The sequence below is a fragment of the Acinetobacter oleivorans DR1 genome (assembly GCF_000196795.1).
In the GTDB taxonomy this organism is placed as follows: Bacteria; Pseudomonadota; Gammaproteobacteria; order Pseudomonadales; family Moraxellaceae; genus Acinetobacter; species Acinetobacter oleivorans.
The window spans coordinates 1,206,736-1,228,073 of record NC_014259.1 but is presented as its reverse complement, the minus strand read 5'-3'; the positions used below and the strand labels follow the sequence as shown (position 1 = coordinate 1,228,073).

The window sequence follows — 21,338 nt, the reverse complement described above, 5'->3', positions numbered from 1 at the left end:
CATGGGTAACCATGCTATTTTTTATAATGGAAGATTAACTTCTACCCTCAAACCACCCTGTTTAGCATGCATAAAACGCAATTCACCATTATGCAATTCAATAATTTTTCTTGTAATTGAAATTCCCAATCCTGAACCTTGCTGCTGAGTACCTAATACTCGAAAAAACCGCTGTCCTAAACGTTGCAATACCTCATCATCTACACCATTTCCTGTATCTTCTATAGCGACCTTAATTTGCTGTTCGTCCTGACTAATCTCAACATGAATAGAACCTAAATTCGGACTATAACGAATGGCATTATCAAATAAATTTCTAAAAGCAATAAACAGTAATTCTTCATTCGCAAAGGTTTTAGTTTCTGTCGATAAGGTATTTGTCTCTATCAACATCTGTTTAGCATTCGCATCTAAAGTTACAGTTTCAATGACTCTAGCCAATAAGTAATTTAAATCGATAACTGTTTTTGGAAGTTGTGGCTGCTCTGCTTCATTGGGTTCTAGGCGAGCCAGAAGGAGTAAGTTTTCAAGTACTTTTGTACTTCTTGAAACGTCCTCTTGTATGCGCTCAAAGTCCTGATGAAGTTCTGGAACATGTTGATATTTACGCTGTAAAACTTGAAGGCGCATTTGTATGGCAGATAATGGAGAACGTAGCTCATGGGAAGCATCCGCTGTAAAACGCTGCTCAGCCACTAATGCCCTTTGCAATCTTGCAAGTAATTGGTTTAAAGCATCAATCACGGGTTGAATTTCGGTAATGACATCTGGGTCTTGAATTGGGTCTAAATTTGAAGCTGTTTTTTGGGCAATACGTCTAGAAAGTAAATTTAGCGCAGCCAATTGTTGCTCCGTACGCCAACTTACAATGACCCATTGCAGCAACCAGAACAACACCATAAGACCACTATAGCCTGCAAGTGCTTTGAGTACTTCTTCAATACGTGTACTCATTGGCTGAAAGACTTCAACTTCTAGTTGAGAGTCTTCTTGTTGTGCAGCCAGACTACGCCATAATTGACCATCAAACCAAAAATATGAAAAACCTTCAGATAATTTTCCTTGTTCAAAAAGTTCATGTTGATAACTATGAGAATGAGTAAGTAATTGCCCAGAGCTTAATAACTCATACTGAATATCAAATTCATCACTGAGCTGATCAAACTGCTTCATAGAATGTTTAGAAAGGTCAGAAACTAGCAAAGTATCTGAAATTTCATCCATGATTTCATCTTGCACTGACATGTTGTGATAAACAGAAAATATGGTAAGTAAGCTTAAAGCCACCAAGCCCACCACCACACTACTCCACATGGTGGTTTTAACCAGTTGTGACTGCAAAGATGAGCGATTCGATTTCATTTTAAATCTCCCATACGGTAGCCTAATCCCCGTATGGTTTTAATGCAGCTACTTCCAATTTTTTTTCGAAGCTGATAAATAAATACTTCGATGGCGTTACTTTCAATTTCCTCACCCCATGCATAGAGTGCTTCTTCTAATTGATCACGGGTAATAATATGTTCTGGATGAACCATCAGCTTACGCAATATTTGGAATTCTTTTGCCGTTAAATCAATAGACTTGCCAGCACTTAATACAACTTTCGCTTGTGTATCAAGTTGCAAATCACCCCACGTTAAAATCGATTGTTGACTTAACGTTTGTTTACGCAATTGAGCGCGAATTCGGGCAGAGAGTTCTTCTAAACTAAAAGGCTTAACCAAATAATCATTTGCGCCTAAATCTAGTCCTTCTACTCGATCATGAATGCTGTCACGTGCGGTAATAAAAATAACAGGAACATTTTTTTGTTTATAACGGATCGTTGTTAGAACTTTCTCACCCGCTAATTGCGGCAGTCCCCGATCAAGTAAAATACAGTCATAGTCATGCTGTTCGATTGCCGTAAGCGCATAATCACCTCTTTCCACCCAATCGACCTGATAACCATCTAACTCTAACCATGATTGAATACTTTCAGCTTGAGAGCGATCATCTTCTGCAAGCAAAATTCTCATCTATTTTTCCTGTTATATGCTGTTTTAATCTTGCCAAGCCTTTATAAAAAAAGCAAAGCCGCATCATTTAAATGCGGCTAAAAGTAGTAGATTCAGAGATCAATGAATTAAAACTGAACTTGATCAACCTCAATTTCTACACGTTTTAAAGGTTTATAGTCGATGTCTACTTCACCAATTAGAGTGACATTTGTATTTGCTGAAATAGGACGACCCTGCCAAAGCTCATCATCTACATCCACTGTAATGCTACCTGTCTTGTCACGAAATTGATATTTTTCATCACCTAAAGATTTTACAACCTGCCCATGTAATTTGACTGGTGTATTATCTTTTGCCGTTAATGCATGCTTAACAGTTGTCAGAGTTGCTGGTGCAATTGCTGCCTGATTCACAGGTGTATTTGCCATAGCTACGCCAGTAACAGTTAGACCCGTAGTCATTAGTATCGCTTTAAGCATTTTCATAAGATCACCTTTTTAACCACATCTTCGAATAGCGTAAGTACAACAGGCATAGATGAGGTGAATCTTAAGAAAAAGTTAATTTAATGGCACAACCCGTAATACCTCTTCTAATGTTGTAAGACCATCAATTACCTTACGAGCACCTGCAATTCTTAAAGGTTCTATACCTTCTTTTTTAGTTTGCGTTCTCAAATCATTTAAGGTCATATGGCTACTAATAAGATGCTTAAGCTCAAGACTGACTGGCATAAATTCATAAATACCGACTCGCCCTTTATAGCCTGTATGACGACATTGTTCACACCCTACTGCCTGATAAACTTTTTCTGGCATTTCCATAATGTAGTCGAATGTTAAATGTTGCCATTCATCCTCATTAATATGAGTTTGCTGTTTGCAGTGTGGACAAAGTTGTCGCACTAAACGCTGAGCCAGTACACCTAAAATAGTTGCTGCTGTTAAAAATCGCTGCACACCTAAATCATGCAAGCGAGTCAAACTGGACGGCGCATCATTGGTGTGTAAAGTTGATAACACCAAATGACCTGTAAGTGCCGCCTGAATGGCCATATTTGCTGTATCTTGATCGCGAATTTCCCCAATCATAATAATATCTGGATCTTGTCGCATAAGTGCACGAACACCATCTGCAAAACCTAATTCAATTGCGTTATTGACCTGCATTTGGTTAAAACTAGGCTCTAGCATTTCAATCGGATCTTCAATGGTACAGACATTAACCTGATCTGTTGCGAGTTGCTTTAAAGATGAATATAACGTTGTGGTTTTACCTGAACCTGTGGGGCCAGTGACCAAAATAATCCCATGGCTATTTTTTGTTAATTGCTGCCACTGTTGTAATAAACTCTGTTCAAAACCAAGTTGATGAAAAGAACGTACCAACACATCGGGATCAAAAATACGCATGACCAGTTTCTCACCAAACGCTGTTGGTAAGGTTGATAAACGGAGTTCAGTTTCTTGACCTTTAGGTGTCCGTGTTTTTAATCGACCATCTTGCGGTTTACGTTTTTCCGCTACATTTAAACGCCCTAAAATTTTAATTCGGGAAATTACGGCAGTCAGCGTATTTGATGGCATGTTATAAATGGTGTGCAACACACCATCAATACGAAACCTGACTTTACCATTGTCTTTACGCGGTTCCATGTGAATATCACTGGCACTCTGCTCGAATGCAAACTGTAAAATCCAGTCAACCAATTTCACAATATGCTGATCATTCGCATCTGGATTCTGACTATCGCCAAGTTGCAAAAGCGCTTCAACATTTTTAGTGTCACGTTCATGAGCTGCATCTTTTTGAGCGGAATTTACTGCACGACTGACCTGATAATATTCACGTAAATAGCGTTGCAACTGTTCAGGATTAAGTAATACTCGTTCAATTTTTTTAGGCGACAGACTCCGCTCTAAATTGTTTAGCCAATCTGTTTGAAATGGTTGATCTGTTCCAATCACGATTCGATCGGCATGAATTTCCACAGCTAAAATATGATTGCGAATGGCAAACTCTTGTGACATTACCTGCGTTAAAGCGCTAACATCTGCCTTTAAAGGATCAATCACAAATAAAGGGAGCTGAACCTGATCTGCAAACCATAAACACAAGCGGTTTAAACTTAAATGAGCGTGTGTGTGCTGCTGATCCTTTAAATTAAAATGTGCAATCCACTGTAATGGATGCCACTTTAACTGGTCTTTTTGGCGGTGACTTGACTGTACCAGTAATTTATCTCGTTCTGTAATCCGACCTTCTTGTAATAGTTGTTCTAGACACCAATACGTATCTATTTGTACATGTGCATTCATGCGTTATCCCCAATATATTTTTATAATATAGCAGAGATATTTCTGATTTATCTCCTCACAAATTTGCTAAACCCTACTTTTAAATATTATTTAACTTCAAATAATTAAACCAATTCTCAACTTAATATTTTTTTGCGTCATAGTTCATATCTATAAAAATACTGTGTATGTGGTTTTGTCTAAAAAAGACACTATGCTCACTATAATAAAAAGCATAAACTGAACGTGAATATATGATTTTTAAAACGATTCAAATCTACTTATAACAATAAACCAAAGAGGAAGTAATATGGAGCTTCCAATGACAATGTCATTACAAACAACTTCATTTGAAGAATTCATTACCGTTATTGCTGCGGCGCTCGGTTGTGGCTTATTAATTGGTTTAGAACGTGAGCGAAGTAAGCTTAAACATGAATATAAAACATTTGCTGGATTTCGTTCTTTTGCAATTAGTTCATTATTAGGCGCCATCTGTTTTTTATTCGGCACTGAAATTGGAATTGTAGGTGCCCTTCTCATTGGGGCAATTAGTATTGTATCTCTTAAAAATCAGCCCAATGACCCCGGTGTGACCACCGAACTTGCCTTTATTATGACTTACTTTATTGGGGCACTTTGTATTTGGAATATTTCGCTCGCTGCTGGCCTCGCCGTAATCATGACCATTATTTTACTGGCAAAGCAGTCTATGCATGGCATTGCCAGTCAGTGGATTACCGAATCGGAATTGCGTGATGGTATTTTTCTACTTGCCTTGCTGTTAATAGCACTGCCTTTAGTACCCAATAAACCCTTTTGGGGCCCAGTTTTAAATCCGCATGTGATTTTAAAATTACTCACTTTGATCTTATTTGTACAAGCACTCGCCCATATTGCGAAACGGTTACTCTCATCTAAAAACGCTTTATTACTCTCTTCTTTAGCTTCGGGATTTGTTTCCAGTACAGCGTCCATTGCCAGTTTAGGTTTAGAAGTACGCTCTGGCAGAGCCAATGCAACTACAAATGCAGGCGCTGCATTAATGTCGTGTGTTTCAACACTCATTCAAACTTTAATTATTGTGATTGGAATTAGCTTTGCTTGGTTTAAGTTGATTATATTTCCTACCCTTATTGCATTAGCAGTTTTAGCAATCTGGGCTTTCATTTTATTGCGTAAAGCAGAGCCCAGTACAACTTCGCCCGAACTCGACTCAAGAATGTTCAGCTTAAAAGAAGCCATTATTATTGCAGGCACACTCACCCTCATTCAGGCAGGTGTTTATGGCTTAAGTATCTCTTTAGGCGATGCTGGATTAATCGCAGGTACTCTGCTCGCATCTTTATTTGAAATACATGCAGCTATTGCGGCAGTCATTGTGCAAGGTGAACCTGATAGCACCCATATGACGCCTTTATTAATTGCATTTTTAGGAGGCTTTGCGGTTCATGCGCTTGCCAAAAGTGTGAACTCTGCTATTTCGGGCGGGCTACGCTATGCCCTTGCTTTTGTTCCCGCCCAACTCATTCATATGGCTATATTTATTAGTTTACTTTGGCTCAACATCCATTGGTTTTAAAAGATTTCTACTGTGCAAGCTAAGAAGTCTTCACCACATCAATGACCGTAACTACAAATTGATCAACTTTAAAATGAATATCAAAATCTGAAAATTTCATTTTATAGATTCGTTCAGCGTCTTCTTGATAGGCAGGCCGAGGATCTAAAGATAAGACTTGCTCAAGCTCATCAATGTGCTGTGAATTCATTTCATTATTTTGCAGAAAATATTTTTGCGCTGTTAACGCAGCTTCTGACCAAACGACTGACTTCCGTTCAGGTTCTGCATGTGCATAACCACTTTCTGCATCAATAATTGCATCAGAATATTGAATATAAGGTTTGATATCTAAAATTGGAGTGCCATTTAATAAATCACTTCCTGTGATATAGACCCGAACAGACTTACCGACTTTTTCCACTTTATTCAGTTTTACAACTGAAAGCCCGATTGGAGATGGTCGATACATGCTACGTGTAGCAAACACCCCAATTTTCTCATTACCACCTAAACGTGGTGGACGAACCTGTGGACGGAATTTATCGGCACTCCCCTGATTTTTGTTGTCATGAAACTGCCAAACTAGCCAGAGATGACTGAACTGCTCAATTCCCTCAAATGCCAATAAGTCATTATAAGGTTCTACCATATCGATATAAGACTCGATATTTACCAAATTAGGCTGGCGTGGAATACCAAATTTTTCGCGATATGGGGAACACATGTGGCCAATTATTGGGAAGGTGACAGAATTGTTCATCACTTTTTCTTATAAACACAATTAAATATATTCAGTTTATCGGGAATGAAATTAGATTAGAATAGCTATCTGTTTTCTTTTAATCGTGATCGAGACCTTTAATGGCTGCTTTTAACGTCGAACGCATTACTCATGTTCACCACTGGAATGACACACTTTTCAGTTTTAAAACTACACGCGATACTAGCTTACGTTTTAAAAATGGTCAGTTCGTAATGATCGGACTAGAAGTGAATGGCAAACCGTTAATGCGTGCGTATTCGATTGCAAGTGCAAACTACGAAGAAGAGTTAGAATTTTTCTCAATTAAAGTACAAGACGGTCCTTTAACTTCAATTTTGCAAAAAGTACAAGTTGGCGATGAAATCTTAATTTCTAAAAAACCGACAGGTACTTTGGTTCATGATGACCTTTTACCGGGTAAAAACTTGTACCTTTTATCTTCTGGTACTGGCCTTGCACCATTCTTATCAATTATTCGTGACCCTGAAACTTACGAACGTTTTGAAAAAGTAATTGTTGTTCATGGTACACGCTATATTTCTGAATTAGCTTACCAAGATTTAATTTTGGATGAACTTCCAAAAAATGAATTCTTTGAAGAGTTAGGTATTAAAGACAAACTTGTTTACTACCCTACAGTAACTCGTGAACCTTTCCACACTCAAGGCCGTGTAACAACTGCAATTGAAACTGGTGCTTTATTTGAAAAAATCGGTTTACCACGTTTTAACCGTGAAACTGACCGCGCAATGCTTTGCGGTAGCCCTGCATTCTTAAAAGACGTTGCTGCGTTACTTGACCAACACGGTTTAGTTGAATCACCTCGTATGGGTGAAATGGGCGACTACGTGATTGAGCGTGCGTTCGTAGAAAAATAAGATTTTTCTAATAAAAAAACCGAGGCAAAGTCCTCGGTTTTTTTATATCTGTTTTATAACTTGATTGTGCCATCAATACAGGTAACAGCCGTTCCACCGACTAAAATTTTATCCTGATGCAATTCAAGTTGAAGCTGTCCGTCACGACCTAAAGCCTGCCCCTGTGAAGAAAGAACTGTGTCATTTTGTGCTGGTAAAATACCATAGTGACGAATGAAAGATGCCACACTGCCATTACCACTACCACAAACTGGATCTTCATTTATTCCACAAGCAGGTCCAAATGAACGAACTTCTATGTGTTTTTGCTCATCATTACTTTCATAAAAACCAAAAACTGTCGCACCCGTAACTTTCATTTCTAAATCATGTTGTTTTAAGGCTACAAAGTCTGGTTGAGTCGCTAAAACAGCTTCAGCATTCACCGCTTGTAATACTATCCAACGTGCGCCTACATCAACCAATGTAGCATTCCATTGAGTATTAATTTCACATTTTAAAATTTCTGCTAATTTCTCAGTGTGCATTGCATCAAGTGGAGTAATTTTAGGCTTAGGGAGTTCAAATGAAATATGCCCTGAGTCACTCACGGTAAGTGTTACCAAACCCGCAGCACATTGCTGTACCACCTTACCTTTTTGAGCTGTCACGAGGCCTGCTTCAAGCAAAGCATAGGCAGTACCAATTGTAGGATGTCCTGCAAATGGCAACTCACTTTGTGGAGTAAAAATTCGAACCTGATAATCAGCTTGCGAATCGGTCGCAGGGAGCACAAATGTCGTTTCAGAAAGATTCGTCCAATTCGCAATTTCCTGCATCTGTTCAGATGTTAAGGTACTGGCGTCCATAATGACTGCGACAGGATTACCTTTAAATGCTTGTGAAGTAAAAACATCAACTTGTTTAAATGCAACAACAGACATAGACCACTCCTACTGATTTTAAAATTAAAAAATATGGCTTTTAAGTCCTTACCATTTTTTGATCTTACTGATTTATTTTTAACGGTCACAGTATCAGTTAATATGAAAAATAATAGACACAGTTTTCAAGTTTAGATTTGTGTTAAATGAACTAATCACAAGCAATTACAATATTTGAGTTAAATAAAAGATCACGATAAAGTGTATCCACTACCTTGGCTTTTTAATGAATTGACATGTACAAATATAAAAAAGTGAGTGATGACCTAACCTTTCAAATTCAGAATGGCAGGCAGCCTATTGGTTCACGCTTACCATCAATTCGCGACTGCGCAAATCATTATCAGGTCAGCATTAACACCGTAAAAGAAGCTTATCGTCAGCTTGAAGATCAAGGTTTAATTTCAGTTCGTCCACAGTCTGGTTACTATGTTTGTCATGCACCTTCAAACTTACTAGAGCTCGAAGAGCGTTATGTCAGTGAAGAAAAAGTATCACTTTCAGGAATTAGTTGTTTTCTCGCACAAATTGTTAAAAAGCAGATGGATCCCCACTATGTCAATTTGGCTCTGGCTTGCCCTACAGGTGAAAATTTCTACCCAATTGAACGCTTAAAACGCTTAACTGCTCAAGTTTTACGGACGCAGCCAGACATTTTTAAAAACTATACTTTACCGCCCGGCTCTATACGTTTACGTACACAAATTGCGAGGCGAAGTTTACAGCTTGGTATGTTTCTTTCAGCAGATGATATTGTGCTCACTCATGGCACCATGGAAGCTTTAAGTCTCGCGATTATGGCAACAACTCAAGCGGGTGACAGCATTGCACTTGAGATCCCTACATTTCACAATCTGTACCCACTCCTTCATAATTTAGGTCGAAAAATCATAGAAGTGCCGACTTCGCCACATACAGGTATGTGCCTAGATGCTCTTGAAGAACTCTTAAAATCTAAAAGTGTACAAGCCATATTAACTATTCCAACAGGACACAATCCTCTCGGTTTTAGCATGCCTGAAAGCAACCGCCGTCGCTTAGCAGAGCTTGCTAATCAATTTCAAGTTCCCGTCATTGAAGATGCAATGTACGCCGAATTGCAACTGACTGAACCACTCTTACCCAACATTAAGGCATTTGACCAAAATGGATGGGTTTTGGTGTGTGGTAGCTATACCAAGACTGTAGCACCTGACTATCGAATTGGTTGGTTAGAAGCTGGACGCTTCCGTAATATTGTGCAGCAGCTTAAATTTACAACCACTGTTGCCGAACCAGCTTTACTCACAGAAACGTTGGGACTTTTTTTAGAAAATGGCGGATATGATCTGCACTTAAGGCATCTTAAAAAACGCTATCAACAACAAATTGACACCATCAAATCTTATATATGTCGTTATTTTCCACTCGGTACTCGAGTCAGTCGTCCGCAAGCAGGATTTATTTTATGGTTAGAGCTCCCCGAATCCATTGATGCACTAGAACTGTTTCATCAGGCAATGGATGAAAAAATCTTATGTATGCCGGGAATTTTATGTTCGGCTGATAAACGTTTTAGTCATTGTTTACGCATAGCAGCGTGTTTCGAGCTAAATCCTAGAATGTTAAATGCTTTGATGCGCTTAGGAGAGTTAGCAAAAAATATGCTACCCGCGCAAAAAGATATAGGTCAAATCCCTACTAATTCAGTAGGTTGAATCCAAAATGTGGAGTTAATAAAATAAAACCATATATTTTTTATGCCTTTTATTTTATGAAAACTGAACTCCTTTCTCCCGCAGGTTCACTAAAAAACATGCGCTATGCTTTTGCCTATGGTGCAGATGCCGTATATGCAGGACAACCACGTTACAGTTTACGTGTGCGTAATAATGCTTTTGATCATGACAATTTAAAAATTGGAATTGATGAAGCGCATGCTTTGGGTAAAAAGTTTTATGTTGTGGTGAATATTCAGCCACATAACAGCAAATTAAAAAATTTTATTCGTGATCTTGAATCTATTGTAGCAATGCAGCCAGACGCACTTATTATGTCTGATCCGGGCTTAATCATGCTGGTGCGTGAACACTTTCCAGATGTGCAAATTCATCTATCGGTTCAAGCCAACGCCATTAACTGGGCCACTGTTAAATTCTGGAAAGATTACGGTTTAAGCCGTGTCATTTTATCGCGTGAGTTGTCATTAGAAGAAATAGAAGAAATCCAGCAACACGTACCAGATATTGAACTCGAAGTTTTTGTGCATGGCGCTCTATGCATGGCCTACTCAGGCCGCTGCCTACTCTCTGGTTATATGAATAAACGTGATGCCAACCAAGGTGCTTGTACCAATGCTTGCCGTTGGGACTATAAACTGCATGAAGCTCAAGAAGATGCAAACGGCGACGTGATTCCAGTTACTCAGCTCAACACCTCAGAAAAGTCTTGCTGCTCATCAGCACAATCAGAGACAACTTCAGCTCAAACTTTGCTTGTACAACGTAATGATGAAGAAATGTTTGCTGCTGAAGAAGATGAACACGGCACCTATTTTATGAACTCCAAAGATTTACGTGCGGTACAGCATGTAGATCGTTTAACCAAAATGGGCATCGCCTCACTGAAAATTGAAGGCCGTACTAAATCCTATTTTTATTGTGCCCGTACTGCCCAAATTTATCGAAAAGCCATTGATGATGCTTTAGCAGGTAAACCATTTGACTCAAGCTTAATGGCTCAGCTCGAAGGGTTGGCGAACCGTGGTTACACCGAAGGTTTTTTAAGACGTCATGTACACAGTGAATATCAAAACTATGCCGATGGTTCATCACATTTTGACTATCAACAATTTTGCGGCGAGGTTTTAGAGCGTTACGGTGATTATATTCGCATTGAAGTTAAAAACCGTTTTGTGGTTGGCGACTCACTTGAGCTGATGACGCCTCAAGGCAATATCACCTTTACCTTAACCGAAATGCGTGATTTAAAAGGTAACCCAATTACAGATGCTAAAGGTTCGGGGCATTTTGTTGAAATTCCACTCTCACAAGATGTTGACATCAGTTATGCCCTACTCGTACGCAATTTGCCGCATGCGAAAGAAAGTATTACTGCATCTACATTGGCTTATTCAGCGAGTTAAACATGGCACTTTTGATTACGAGTGACTGCATCAACTGTGATATGTGCTTACCTGAATGCCCCAACATCGCTATTTTTGAAGGGAGCAAAGTTTATGAAATTGATCCTCTTCGTTGTACCGAGTGCGTAGGCTTTTACGATGCGCCTACGTGTAAGGCGGTTTGCCCTATCGATTGCATAAAAACAGACCCTGCGCATATTGAGAATAAAGAGCAACTACTAGAGAAATTTAAAGGGTTAAATTTACTCGGCGAATCTATTTTTTAAAATAGTCTATAGAGGGTCAAGCTAAAGTCACTGATCCTCTTTTTATGACTATGCAGATCAATGATTGAATAAATAGCTGAGAACACTTTGCTAGTGATAAAATCAATTTATCAGTTCAGTTTGATTTACTGGTCATTTTGTACCAAAAAAATTAAACAATCGTTAAAACTGCCAAACCATTTCAACATTTCATGTAGATTGATTAAAACTCATTCTGGCGCAGCTCCCCATGTCTTATCTTTATTTAGCAATTGCGATTGCTTGTGAAGTCATTGCAACTTCAGCTTTAAAAGCATCTCAAGGTTTTACTGTTCCTATTCCATCCATCATTACAGTTGTAGGCTATGCGATCGCTTTTTATTTATTGTCCCTGACGCTAAAAACCATTCCGATCGGAATTGCATACGCCATTTGGTCGGGCGCCGGTATTATTTTAATTTCTGCAATTGGCTGGATATTTTACAAACAGCATTTAGATTTGGCGGCCTGCATTGGTCTTACTTTAATGATTGCAGGTATTATCATTATTAATGTGTTTTCTAAAAATACCCATCTATAAAATATAATTAAAAAAGTAACCGAGTAAGATGCGAATCTTTTTTAAAAAATTTCACCTTACTCGTTATAAACAGCTTATTTCAAACTGCCCGTCAAAAATTGCTTTAAACGCTCACTTTTCGGATTGTTGAGTACTTCATCAGGATGGCCCTGCTCCTCAATTTTCCCTTGATGCAAGAAAATCACCTGATTAGACACATGGCGTGCAAAACCCATTTCATGTGTCACCACAATCATGGTACGGCCTTCTTCAGCCAAACTCTGCATAACCTTGAGTACTTCACCCACCAACTCCGGATCAAGTGCACTGGTTGGTTCATCAAATAGCATCACTTCCGGTTCCATTGCCAAAGCACGAGCAATTGCTACCCGTTGCTGCTGGCCACCAGATAAAAATGCTGGATATTTATTCTCAACACTTTCAGGCAATCCAACTTTACGTAGATATTTCCGTGCACACTCTTCTGCTTCAGCACGTTTTACCCCAAGCACATGAATTGGCCCTTCAATGACATTTTCAAGCACTGTCATGTGAGACCATAAATTAAAGTGCTGGAACACCATCATCAGTTGGGTACGCATTTTTTGTAGTTGCTTTGGATCAACCACTTTTAAATTGCCTTTTTTATCAAAGACTGTGCGCAATTTTTCACCATTAAGTTTAATGGTGCCATTGCTCGGTTGTTCTAAAAAGTTGATACAACGCAGCAAGGTACTTTTACCTGAACCGGATGAACCAATAATACTAATCACATCGCCAGCATTTGCATCAAGTGATATCCCTTTCAGTACTTCATGATCGCCAAATGTTTTGTGTAAATCACGAATCACTAGTTTTGCAACGTGTTCCATTTATGTCTCCTAATGATTCGATGGCTTTAAAAATGCCAACCAACGTTTTTCCAACTTACGAAATATCCAAATCAAAATAAATGCCAACATCGCATATAACACCGCGGCAATCCCAAAAGCATTGAAAGTGTCATAAGTTGCGGCATTCACATCGCGCGCAATTTTTAAAATATCTGGAACAGTTGCTGTAAATGCAATGGTTGTCGCATGCAACATCAAAATGACTTCATTACCGTAAAATGGCAAAGCACGGCGTAACATCGACGGAATGATAATACGTGTGTAGAGTTTCCATTTGGACATACCGAAAGCTTGGGCGGCTTCAATCTCGCCATGTGGAATAGAACGAATCGCTCCTGCGAAGATTTCAGTCGTATATGCACCAGTATTGAGCGCAAATGCCAAAATGGTGCAATTTATGCCCTCTCTAAAAAATGCATCGAGCGTCTGATGTTCATGGACATAATCAAAGCTGTAAATACCTGAGTAAATAATCAGCAATTGGATGTACAGTGGTGTGCCACGAAAAACGTAGGTAAACAACCAAACAGGACCACGCAACCAAAGATTTTCTGATACTCGTGCAAGTGATAAAGGCACAGCAAGCACAAAGCCAATACCAATAGAAAGCACCAATAACCAAGCAGTCATCGCGACACCGGTCATTTGTAGGCCATCGGTCCAAAGGTATGCCTGCCAATATTGTTGAAGGATTTCAATCATAATTGTCCCTTCCTCACACCAGCAGAATAACGACGTTCAAGCCACATTAAAATCAGGTTCGACACGGTGGTAATTGCCAAATAAATCGCAGCAGCCACGATACTGAAAAAGAACAGTTGCATGGTACTTCTACCCGCATCTTGCGTAATTTTTACAATATCAGTCAGGCCAATAATAGAAACAAGTGCAGTCGCCTTAATCAAAACCTGCCAATTATTACCAATGCCAGGCAATGCAAAACGCATCATTTGAGGGAATAAAACACGTCGGAAAACCTGCCAAGGAGTCATCCCATAGGCCATTGCTGCTTCAATTTGACCCGTTGGAACCGATTGAAATGCACCACGAAAGGTCTCGGTAAAATATGCACCATAAATGAACGCCAAAGTAATCACACCAGCCACAAAAGGATTAATATCAATTTGATCCATTTGCAGTGCTTCAGTAATTTGGTTTAAACCTAACTGCAAGCTATAAAATAACAGCAGCATAATTACTAAATCAGGCACACTACGAATGAGCGTGGTATATGCAGTCGCAATATAGCGTAAAGCTTTAATATTAGAGAGTTTTGAACTCGCACCAATTAAGCCAATAATGACAGAAAGCAAAAGTGACAACAGCGCAAGCTGTATGGTCATCCATGTTCCGCTGAGAAGGAGTGGCCCATAGCCAGATAAAAACATGACTCATCTTCTCCTTAAAAACAATATCTAATATTGATGAGATGAGAATAGATTTTAAAATGTCGGCACTAAGCCGACATTTTTCACATCATTAGTAAATGTTAAAGGAGAAATATTTTTTCTCGAGTTTCTTGTATGTGCCATCCGCAATGATTGCTGCGAGAGCTTTGTCAATATTCGCTTTCAAATCTGCATCTTCTTTGCGTAAACCAATCGCTGCGCCTACACCCAATGTTTTTGCATCAACCACATTGCTGCCGACAAAAGTAAAGTTTTTGCCTTTTGGTTGTTTTAAGAAAGCACCATCAACCATGATTGCATCTTGTAAAGTTGCATCTAAACGACCTGACATCATGTCTTGATAAATCAAATCTTGGACTGGATAAGGTACAACAGTTACACCTTTTGTTGCCCAATAGGTTTTAGCATAAGTTTCTTGAATTGTGCCCTGTTGTACCCCTACACGCTTACCTTTCAATGATGCAGCTGTTGGTAATAACGGTGAGCCTTTTTTTGCAACCATACGTGTTGGTGTGTTGTAGATTTTGCTACTAAACAAAATTTGTTTCGCACGTTCATCAGTCACCGTCATTGATGAAAGAATACCGTCAAATTTTTTCGCTTTAAGTGCTGGAATCATCCCATCAAAAGAGTTTTCAACCCAAACACATTTGGCTTTGAGTTTTGCACAAATAGCATTACCCAAATCAACGTCAAAACCAGTTAACTTGCCATCTGGTGTTTTATATTCAAATGGTGCATAAGAGGATTCAGTACCAAAACGAATCACCTTCCAATCCTTTGCTTGAACATTCGTTGCAACAGCAGCCAAAACTAAGGTTGTTGAAACGAACATTTTTTTCATAAAGCTTGCCATCTTGAAGCTTCTCCTTAAAATCCAAATAAGGTGATAAAAACTTGAGTAATTTCTAAATTACTCTTCTGCCGAAATAATTGCAATTTCTATACCAGTAAATTAAGGATTTATGAAGATGTCAAAACAGCTGGTCGTATTACCTCATTAAATGTTGAAAAATCACTCAAATTTTAAGTTAGTTTTTGAGTGTGTAAGCCTCTGCCATATTTTCATTTTGAACCAATGTCCGGATGGTGTATTCATGGTTATGTTCTTTGGCACTGGCAAATTCACATTTTTGATCTAATGACATTGAGCAACCACTCAGCAATGGACAACCTGCAAATAATTCGGCTACCCAATCAACAAATACACGGACTTTAGGCGATAAATGACGGTTTTGTAGATAAACGACTGATATTGGCATAGGTGCTGGCAACCATTCAGTCAATACCTCCCTAAGCGCACCAGACTCTAAATGTTTTGCCACCATATAATATGGACACTGAATTAACCCAAAGCCCTGTACTGCCAAATCAATATATGAATCACCATCATTGACAGAAACGCGCCCTTTCACACCAACGCTGTGTATTTCCCCATCAACCATAAAATCCCAGTCGATATTGCGTCCGGTACGACTATTAAAGTAATGCACGACTTGGTGTTTTTGTAGATCATTAATAGTTTTTGGTTCGCCATGTTCCGCCAAGTAACGTGGTGCAGCAACCGTCACACACTGAATTGTTCCGATACGACGTGCCACCAAACTTGAATCTTTCAACTGACCAATACGAATGACACAATCCACCGCATCTTGCACCAGATCTACGGGGCGATCACTCATTCCAATCACCAAATCAATATCAGGATATTTGGAATGAAAATCACACAGCATCGGAATCAGAATCAACCGCCCGATTGAAGCTTTAACATCAATGCGCAGTCGTCCTCGAGGTCCACGTTCTGAATCATGAAAAGTCGATTCAACATCTTCGACATCGGCTAAAATTCGTGTAGTACGTTCATAATAAACCGCACCATCAGGTGTCAAACTGAGTTTACGGGTGGTTCGGTTTAATAAACGAACCTGTAAATGTTTTTCTAAACCCTGAATGGTTGTAGTCACAGAAGCACGCGGTAGGCCTAAACTGTCAGCCGCTAAACTGAAACTATTTGTTTCGACAACTTTGTTAAATACTTTCATGGCATGAAATAGATCCACACGCACACTCCTATCAATTAATGCATTTTTTCATTCAAACACATCAATTGTTATAAAAATACGAATAGTGTTATCGAATTTAATATATTTATTCGTAATTGACAAACTTTTATGCTCCGTTCATCCCATAAACCCTGTTTCTCCCATACGGACCATAATTAAAAGTCTGAAAACAGGTATCCAAATAAGTAGGAGCACCTCATGTCATTTTCCCGCAAACAGTTTGCGCTGTCTGCCATCTTTGTCGCCATTTTGGCAACGGGTGGCAGTTTTATGTTTTTACATGAAAATGCCGATGCAAAAGCTGCACCGACCACAGCTCAACAAGCTGCTACTGTTGATATTTCTAATGTCATCAGCAAAACCATTACCGATTGGCAAGAATATTCCGGTCGCTTAGAAGCCATTGATCAAGTCGATATTCGGCCACAGGTTTCAGGTAAACTCATTTCCGTACACTTCAAAGATGGCAGTCTGGTTAGAAAAGGCGAATTACTTTTTACCATTGATCCGCGTCCTTTCGAAGCAGAACTCAATCGTGCCCAAGCTCAACTTGCTTCAGCTGAAGCACAAGTGACTTATACAGGTTCTAATCTTTCTCGTATTCAACGTTTAATTCAAAGTAATGCTGTATCTCGTCAAGAGTTAGATCTAGCTGAAAATGATGCACGCTCAGCCAGTGCCAACCTGCAAGCCGCTAGAGCAGCCGTTCAATCTGCCCGTTTAAATCTTGAGTACACCCGCATTACTGCACCAGTCAGTGGTCGAATTTCTCGTGCCGAAGTGACTGTGGGCAACGTGGTCTCTGCGGGTAATGGAGCACAGGTTTTAACAAGTTTGGTGTCTGTATCTCGCCTCTACGCATCTTTCGATGTTGATGAACAAACTTACCTCAAATACATCAGTAATCAACGTAATTCAGCACAAGTTCCTGTCTATATGGGACTTGCCAATGAAACTGGGTTTTCTCGTGAAGGAGTCATCAACTCAATCGACAATAACCTAGATACAACCTCAGGTACGATTCGTGTCCGCGCAACTTTCGACAATCCAAACGGAGTTTTATTACCGGGTTTATATGCTCGAATCCGTCTGGGTGGTGGTCAACCTCGTTCAGCAATTTTGATTAGTCCAACCGCGGTCGGGGTCGATCAAGATAAGCGTTTTGTTGTGGTAGTCGACGCTAAAAATCAGACCGCTTACCGTGAAGTAAAACTTGGCACACAACAAGATGGCTTGCAAATCGTAAATAGCGGATTACAAGCGGGTGACCGTATTGTTGTAAATGGTTTACAGCGGATTCGTCCGGGTGACCCTGTTACCCCGCATCTTGTTCCAATGCCAAATGCACAAATCACTGCGAGCAGCACTACTCCTCAACCTCAGCCAACAGAAAAAACATCAACTCCGGCAAAAGGTTAATCACATATGAATATTTCTAAATTTTTTATTGATCGGCCGATCTTTGCTGGTGTGTTATCAGTATTGATTCTACTTGCCGGTTTACTGTCGGTATTTAAATTACCTATTTCAGAATATCCGGAAGTTGTTCCACCATCTGTGGTGGTACGTGCTCAATATCCGGGTGCAAACCCGAAAGTAATTGCTGAAACTGTTGCTTCTCCGCTTGAAGAATCCATCAACGGCGTTGAAGACATGCTGTATATGCAATCTCAGGCAAACAGTGACGGTAACTTAACCATTACGGTGAACTTTAAGCTTGGTATTGACCCAGACAAAGCTCAGCAATTGGTTCAAAACCGTGTATCTCAGGCCATGCCTCGCTTACCTGAAGACGTACAGCGTTTAGGTGTCACTACGTTAAAAAGCTCACCTACTTTAACTATGGTTGTACATCTGACTTCACCAGATAATCGCTATGACATGACCTACTTACGTAACTACGCGGTGCTCAACGTAAAAGACCGTTTGGCACGCTTACAAGGTGTAGGTGAAGTCGGTTTATTTGGTTCGGGTGACTACGCAATGCGTGTATGGCTCGACCCACAAAAAGTAGCGCAACGTAATCTCACAGCAACTGAAATTGTGAGTGCAATCCGTGAACAAAACATTCAAGTTGCAGCAGGTACCATTGGTGCATCGCCAACAAATTCTCCTGTACAACTTTCAGTGAACGCTCAAGGGCGTTTAACGACTGAGCAAGAATTCTCAGATATCATTTTAAAAACTGCTCCTGATGGCGCTGTTACCCGCTTAGGTGATGTTGCACGCGTTGAACTTGCAGCTTCACAATATGGCTTGCGTTCATTACTCGATAATAAACAAGCGGTTGCTATTCCAATTTTCCAAGCGCCAGGCGCTAATGCTTTGCAAGTTTCGGATCAAGTGCGTAGCACGATGAAAGAACTTTCAAAAGATTTTCCATCTTCAATTAAATACGACATTGTTTACGATCCAACCCAGTTCGTACGTGCCAGTATTAAAGCGGTTGTTCATACCTTGCTTGAAGCGATTGCACTAGTTGTTGTGGTTGTGATTTTATTCTTACAAACATGGCGTGCTTCAATCATTCCATTACTTGCTGTACCAGTTTCAATTATTGGTACATTCGCGCTCATGCTTGCTTTTGGTTACTCGATCAATGCGCTTTCTCTGTTCGGGATGGTACTTGCCATCGGGATTGTGGTCGATGACGCCATTGTCGTCGTCGAAAATGTCGAGAGGAATATTGAAGCAGGCTTAAGCCCAAGAGATGCAACTTATCGCGCGATGAGAGAAGTGAGCGGACCGATTATTGCCATTGCTTTAACGCTTGTTGCCGTATTCGTTCCACTCGCCTTTATGACAGGCTTAACAGGCCAGTTCTATAAACAATTTGCCATGACCATTGCCATTTCAACAGTCATTTCGGCATTTAACTCCCTTACTCTATCTCCTGCTTTAGCAGCCATGTTACTGAAAGGACATGATGCTAAACCTGATGCATTAACCCGCCTTATGAACCGTGTATTTGGACGTTTCTTTGCGCTGTTTAACCGCGTATTTACCCGAGCGTCAGACAACTATGGTAAAGGCGTAAGTCGTGTTATCTCTCATAAAGCATCGGCAATGGGTGTATATGCTGCTCTTCTAGGCTTAACGGTTGGTATTTCTTATATTGTTCCGGGTGGCTTTGTTCCCGCTCAAGACAAACAATATTTGATTAGCTTTGCTCAATTACCAAATGGCGCGTCTTTAGATCGTACTGAAGCTGTCATTCGTAAAATGAGTGACACTGCTCTTAAACAGCCTGGTGTAGAAAGTGCAGTTGCCTTCCCTGGCCTATCAATTAACGGTTTTACCAATAGCTCAAGTGCCGGTATTGTCTTTGTGACCTTAAAGCCATTCGATGAACGTAAGGCCAAAGACTTATCTGCAAATGCAATTGCTGGTGCGCTCAACCAGAAATATTCAGCCATTCAAGATGCCTATATTGCGGTTTTCCCACCCCCACCAGTGATGGGCTTAGGCACCATGGGCGGCTTTAAACTTCAACTCGAAGACCGAGGTGCCTTAGGCTATTCAGCATTGAATGATGCTGCACAAAACTTTATGAAAGCAGCACAATCAGCCCCTGAACTGGGTCCAATGTTCTCAAGTTATCAAATTAACGTACCTCAGCTGAACGTAGATCTGGACCGTGTAAAAGCCAAACAACAAGGTGTTGCTGTGACTGATGTTTTCAACACCATGCAGATTTATTTAGGTTCTCAGTACGTTAACGACTTTAACCGCTTTGGACGTGTTTATCAGGTTCGAGCACAGGCAGATGCCCCTTTCCGTGCTAATCCTGAAGATATTTTGCAGCTTAAAACCCGAAACAGTGCGGGACAAATGGTGCCTTTATCTTCATTGGTGAATGTAACTCAAACCTATGGTCCAGAAATGGTAGTTCGTTATAACGGTTACACATCAGCCGATATTAACGGTGGCCCTGCACCGGGTTATTCATCTAGCCAAGCAGAAGCTGCGGTTGAACGTATTGCTGCTCAAACTCTACCACGTGGTATTAAGTTTGAATGGACAGATTTAACTTACCAAAAAATCTTGGCTGGTAATGCAGGACTCTGGGTATTCCCAATTAGCGTTTTACTGGTGTTCTTAGTTTTAGCCGCTCAATATGAAAGTCTAACTTTGCCTTTAGCTGTAATTTTAATTGTACCGATGGGAATCCTGGCAGCTCTGACGGGTGTTTGGCTGACAGGTGGAGATAACAACATCTTTACCCAAATTGGTCTGATGGTACTGGTCGGGCTGGCCTGTAAAAATGCCATCTTAATTGTCGAATTTGCGCGGGAACTTGAAATGCAAGGGGCGACTGCTTTTAAAGCAGCGGTTGAAGCAAGTCGTCTACGTTTACGTCCAATTTTAATGACTTCTATTGCATTCATTATGGGTGTAGTCCCACTTGTTACCTCAACTGGTGCAGGTTCTGAAATGCGTCATGCCATGGGTATTGCGGTGTTCTTCGGCATGATCGGTGTAACGCTGTTTGGTTTGTTCCTGACCCCTGCCTTTTATGTCCTGATTCGCACACTGAACAGTAAACATAAATTGCATTCGGCAGCAGTTCATGAAGCGCCTTTATCTACCCCACATGATCATTAAGGAGGATATTTG

General features: G+C 40.1%; 19 protein-coding genes. 8 read left to right on the top strand and 11 right to left on the bottom strand.

Translation table 11 applies throughout. The features are described 5' to 3' along the window. Positions 1–21 precede the first annotated feature (21 nt). The 4 genes from AOLE_RS05725 to AOLE_RS05710 form a co-directional block, all read right to left on the bottom strand. Complete coding sequence (locus AOLE_RS05725) at positions 22–1,362, bottom strand: sensor histidine kinase (RefSeq protein WP_013197231.1); 1,341 nt, start codon at positions 1,360–1,362, stop codon at positions 22–24. Continuing rightward, positions 1,359–2,021: a response regulator transcription factor gene (locus AOLE_RS05720; protein WP_005307039.1), complete on the bottom strand. Its 663-nt coding sequence runs from the start codon at positions 2,019–2,021 to the stop codon at positions 1,359–1,361. Before AOLE_RS05720 ends, AOLE_RS05725 begins: the two co-directional genes overlap by 4 nt. Before the next feature lie 107 nt (positions 2,022–2,128). Continuing rightward, on the bottom strand, positions 2,129–2,488 hold the full coding sequence (locus AOLE_RS05715) for a NirD/YgiW/YdeI family stress tolerance protein (protein WP_005307042.1): 360 nt from the start codon (positions 2,486–2,488) through the stop codon (positions 2,129–2,131). A 75-nt stretch (positions 2,489–2,563) separates the two neighbouring features. After that, the gene (locus AOLE_RS05710; protein ID WP_013197230.1) at positions 2,564–4,321 is read right to left on the bottom strand and encodes a GspE/PulE family protein; all 1,758 of its coding nucleotides are present in this window, start codon (positions 4,319–4,321) and stop codon (positions 2,564–2,566) included. Positions 4,322–4,610: 289 nt separating this feature from the next. On the opposite strand from AOLE_RS05710, the gene AOLE_RS05705 reads away from it, so the two are divergent. Beyond that, the gene (locus AOLE_RS05705; protein WP_013197229.1) at positions 4,611–5,882 is read left to right on the top strand and encodes an MgtC/SapB family protein; all 1,272 of its coding nucleotides are present in this window, start codon (positions 4,611–4,613) and stop codon (positions 5,880–5,882) included. 19 nt (positions 5,883–5,901) lie between these two features. Here the strand turns inward: AOLE_RS05705 and tsaA are convergent, their stop codons facing one another. Next, positions 5,902–6,624 carry a tRNA (N6-threonylcarbamoyladenosine(37)-N6)-methyltransferase TrmO gene (tsaA, locus tag AOLE_RS05700; protein ID WP_013197228.1) on the bottom strand — a complete coding sequence of 241 codons (723 nt, stop codon included), beginning with the start codon at positions 6,622–6,624 and terminating at the stop codon, positions 5,902–5,904. 101 nt (positions 6,625–6,725) lie between these two features. On the opposite strand from tsaA, the gene AOLE_RS05695 reads away from it, so the two are divergent. Then, complete coding sequence (locus AOLE_RS05695; RefSeq protein ID WP_005307052.1) at positions 6,726–7,505, top strand: ferredoxin--NADP reductase; 780 nt, start codon at positions 6,726–6,728, stop codon at positions 7,503–7,505. Positions 7,506–7,558: 53 nt separating this feature from the next. On the opposite strand, the gene AOLE_RS05690 is transcribed toward AOLE_RS05695, so the two are convergent. Beyond that, a complete protein-coding gene (locus AOLE_RS05690) occupies positions 7,559–8,428 on the bottom strand; it encodes a PhzF family phenazine biosynthesis protein (protein ID WP_013197227.1) in 870 nt (289 codons plus the stop codon). A 230-nt stretch (positions 8,429–8,658) separates the two neighbouring features. On the opposite strand from AOLE_RS05690, the gene AOLE_RS05685 reads away from it, so the two are divergent. From AOLE_RS05685 to abeS, 4 genes are all read left to right on the top strand, one after another. Beyond that, positions 8,659–10,125: an aminotransferase-like domain-containing protein gene (locus tag AOLE_RS05685; protein ID WP_081399120.1), complete on the top strand. Its 1,467-nt coding sequence runs from the start codon at positions 8,659–8,661 to the stop codon at positions 10,123–10,125. 56 nt (positions 10,126–10,181) lie between these two features. After that, a complete protein-coding gene (trhP, locus tag AOLE_RS05680) occupies positions 10,182–11,552 on the top strand; it encodes a prephenate-dependent tRNA uridine(34) hydroxylase TrhP (protein ID WP_023274162.1) in 1,371 nt (456 codons plus the stop codon). Between the two features lie 2 nt (positions 11,553–11,554). Further along, positions 11,555–11,818 (top strand): YfhL family 4Fe-4S dicluster ferredoxin, encoded by a 264-nt coding sequence (locus AOLE_RS05675; protein ID WP_013197224.1) that lies wholly within the window; start codon positions 11,555–11,557, stop codon positions 11,816–11,818. Positions 11,819–12,047: 229 nt separating this feature from the next. Continuing rightward, positions 12,048–12,377, top strand: a complete 330-nt coding sequence (gene abeS, locus AOLE_RS05670; protein ID WP_003650669.1) for a multidrug efflux SMR transporter AbeS — start codon at positions 12,048–12,050, stop codon at positions 12,375–12,377. A 74-nt stretch (positions 12,378–12,451) separates the two neighbouring features. Here the strand turns inward: abeS and AOLE_RS05665 are convergent, their stop codons facing one another. From AOLE_RS05665 to AOLE_RS05645, 5 genes are all read right to left on the bottom strand, one after another. Beyond that, entirely contained in the window at positions 12,452–13,228 is a 777-nt protein-coding gene (locus tag AOLE_RS05665) for an ABC transporter ATP-binding protein (RefSeq protein ID WP_013197223.1), read from the bottom strand. A 9-nt stretch (positions 13,229–13,237) separates the two neighbouring features. Then, positions 13,238–13,951 carry an ABC transporter permease gene (locus AOLE_RS05660; protein WP_005307068.1) on the bottom strand — a complete coding sequence of 238 codons (714 nt, stop codon included), beginning with the start codon at positions 13,949–13,951 and terminating at the stop codon, positions 13,238–13,240. After that, on the bottom strand, positions 13,948–14,637 hold the full coding sequence (locus tag AOLE_RS05655) for an ABC transporter permease (protein ID WP_013197222.1): 690 nt from the start codon (positions 14,635–14,637) through the stop codon (positions 13,948–13,950). Before AOLE_RS05655 ends, AOLE_RS05660 begins: the two co-directional genes overlap by 4 nt. Before the next feature lie 91 nt (positions 14,638–14,728). Continuing rightward, entirely contained in the window at positions 14,729–15,514 is a 786-nt protein-coding gene (locus tag AOLE_RS05650) for an ABC transporter substrate-binding protein (RefSeq protein ID WP_005307073.1), read from the bottom strand. Between the two features lie 175 nt (positions 15,515–15,689). Beyond that, positions 15,690–16,718, bottom strand: coding sequence for a LysR family transcriptional regulator (locus AOLE_RS05645; protein WP_013197221.1), 1,029 nt, complete (start codon positions 16,716–16,718; stop codon positions 15,690–15,692). A 201-nt stretch (positions 16,719–16,919) separates the two neighbouring features. On the opposite strand from AOLE_RS05645, the gene adeF reads away from it, so the two are divergent. Both adeF and adeG read left to right on the top strand, forming a co-directional pair. Next, positions 16,920–18,140: a multidrug efflux RND transporter periplasmic adaptor subunit AdeF gene (gene adeF / locus AOLE_RS05640; RefSeq protein WP_013197220.1), complete on the top strand. Its 1,221-nt coding sequence runs from the start codon at positions 16,920–16,922 to the stop codon at positions 18,138–18,140. A 6-nt stretch (positions 18,141–18,146) separates the two neighbouring features. Then, on the top strand, positions 18,147–21,326 hold the full coding sequence (gene adeG, locus AOLE_RS05635; protein ID WP_005307082.1) for a multidrug efflux RND transporter permease subunit AdeG: 3,180 nt from the start codon (positions 18,147–18,149) through the stop codon (positions 21,324–21,326). Positions 21,327–21,338 lie beyond the last annotated feature (12 nt).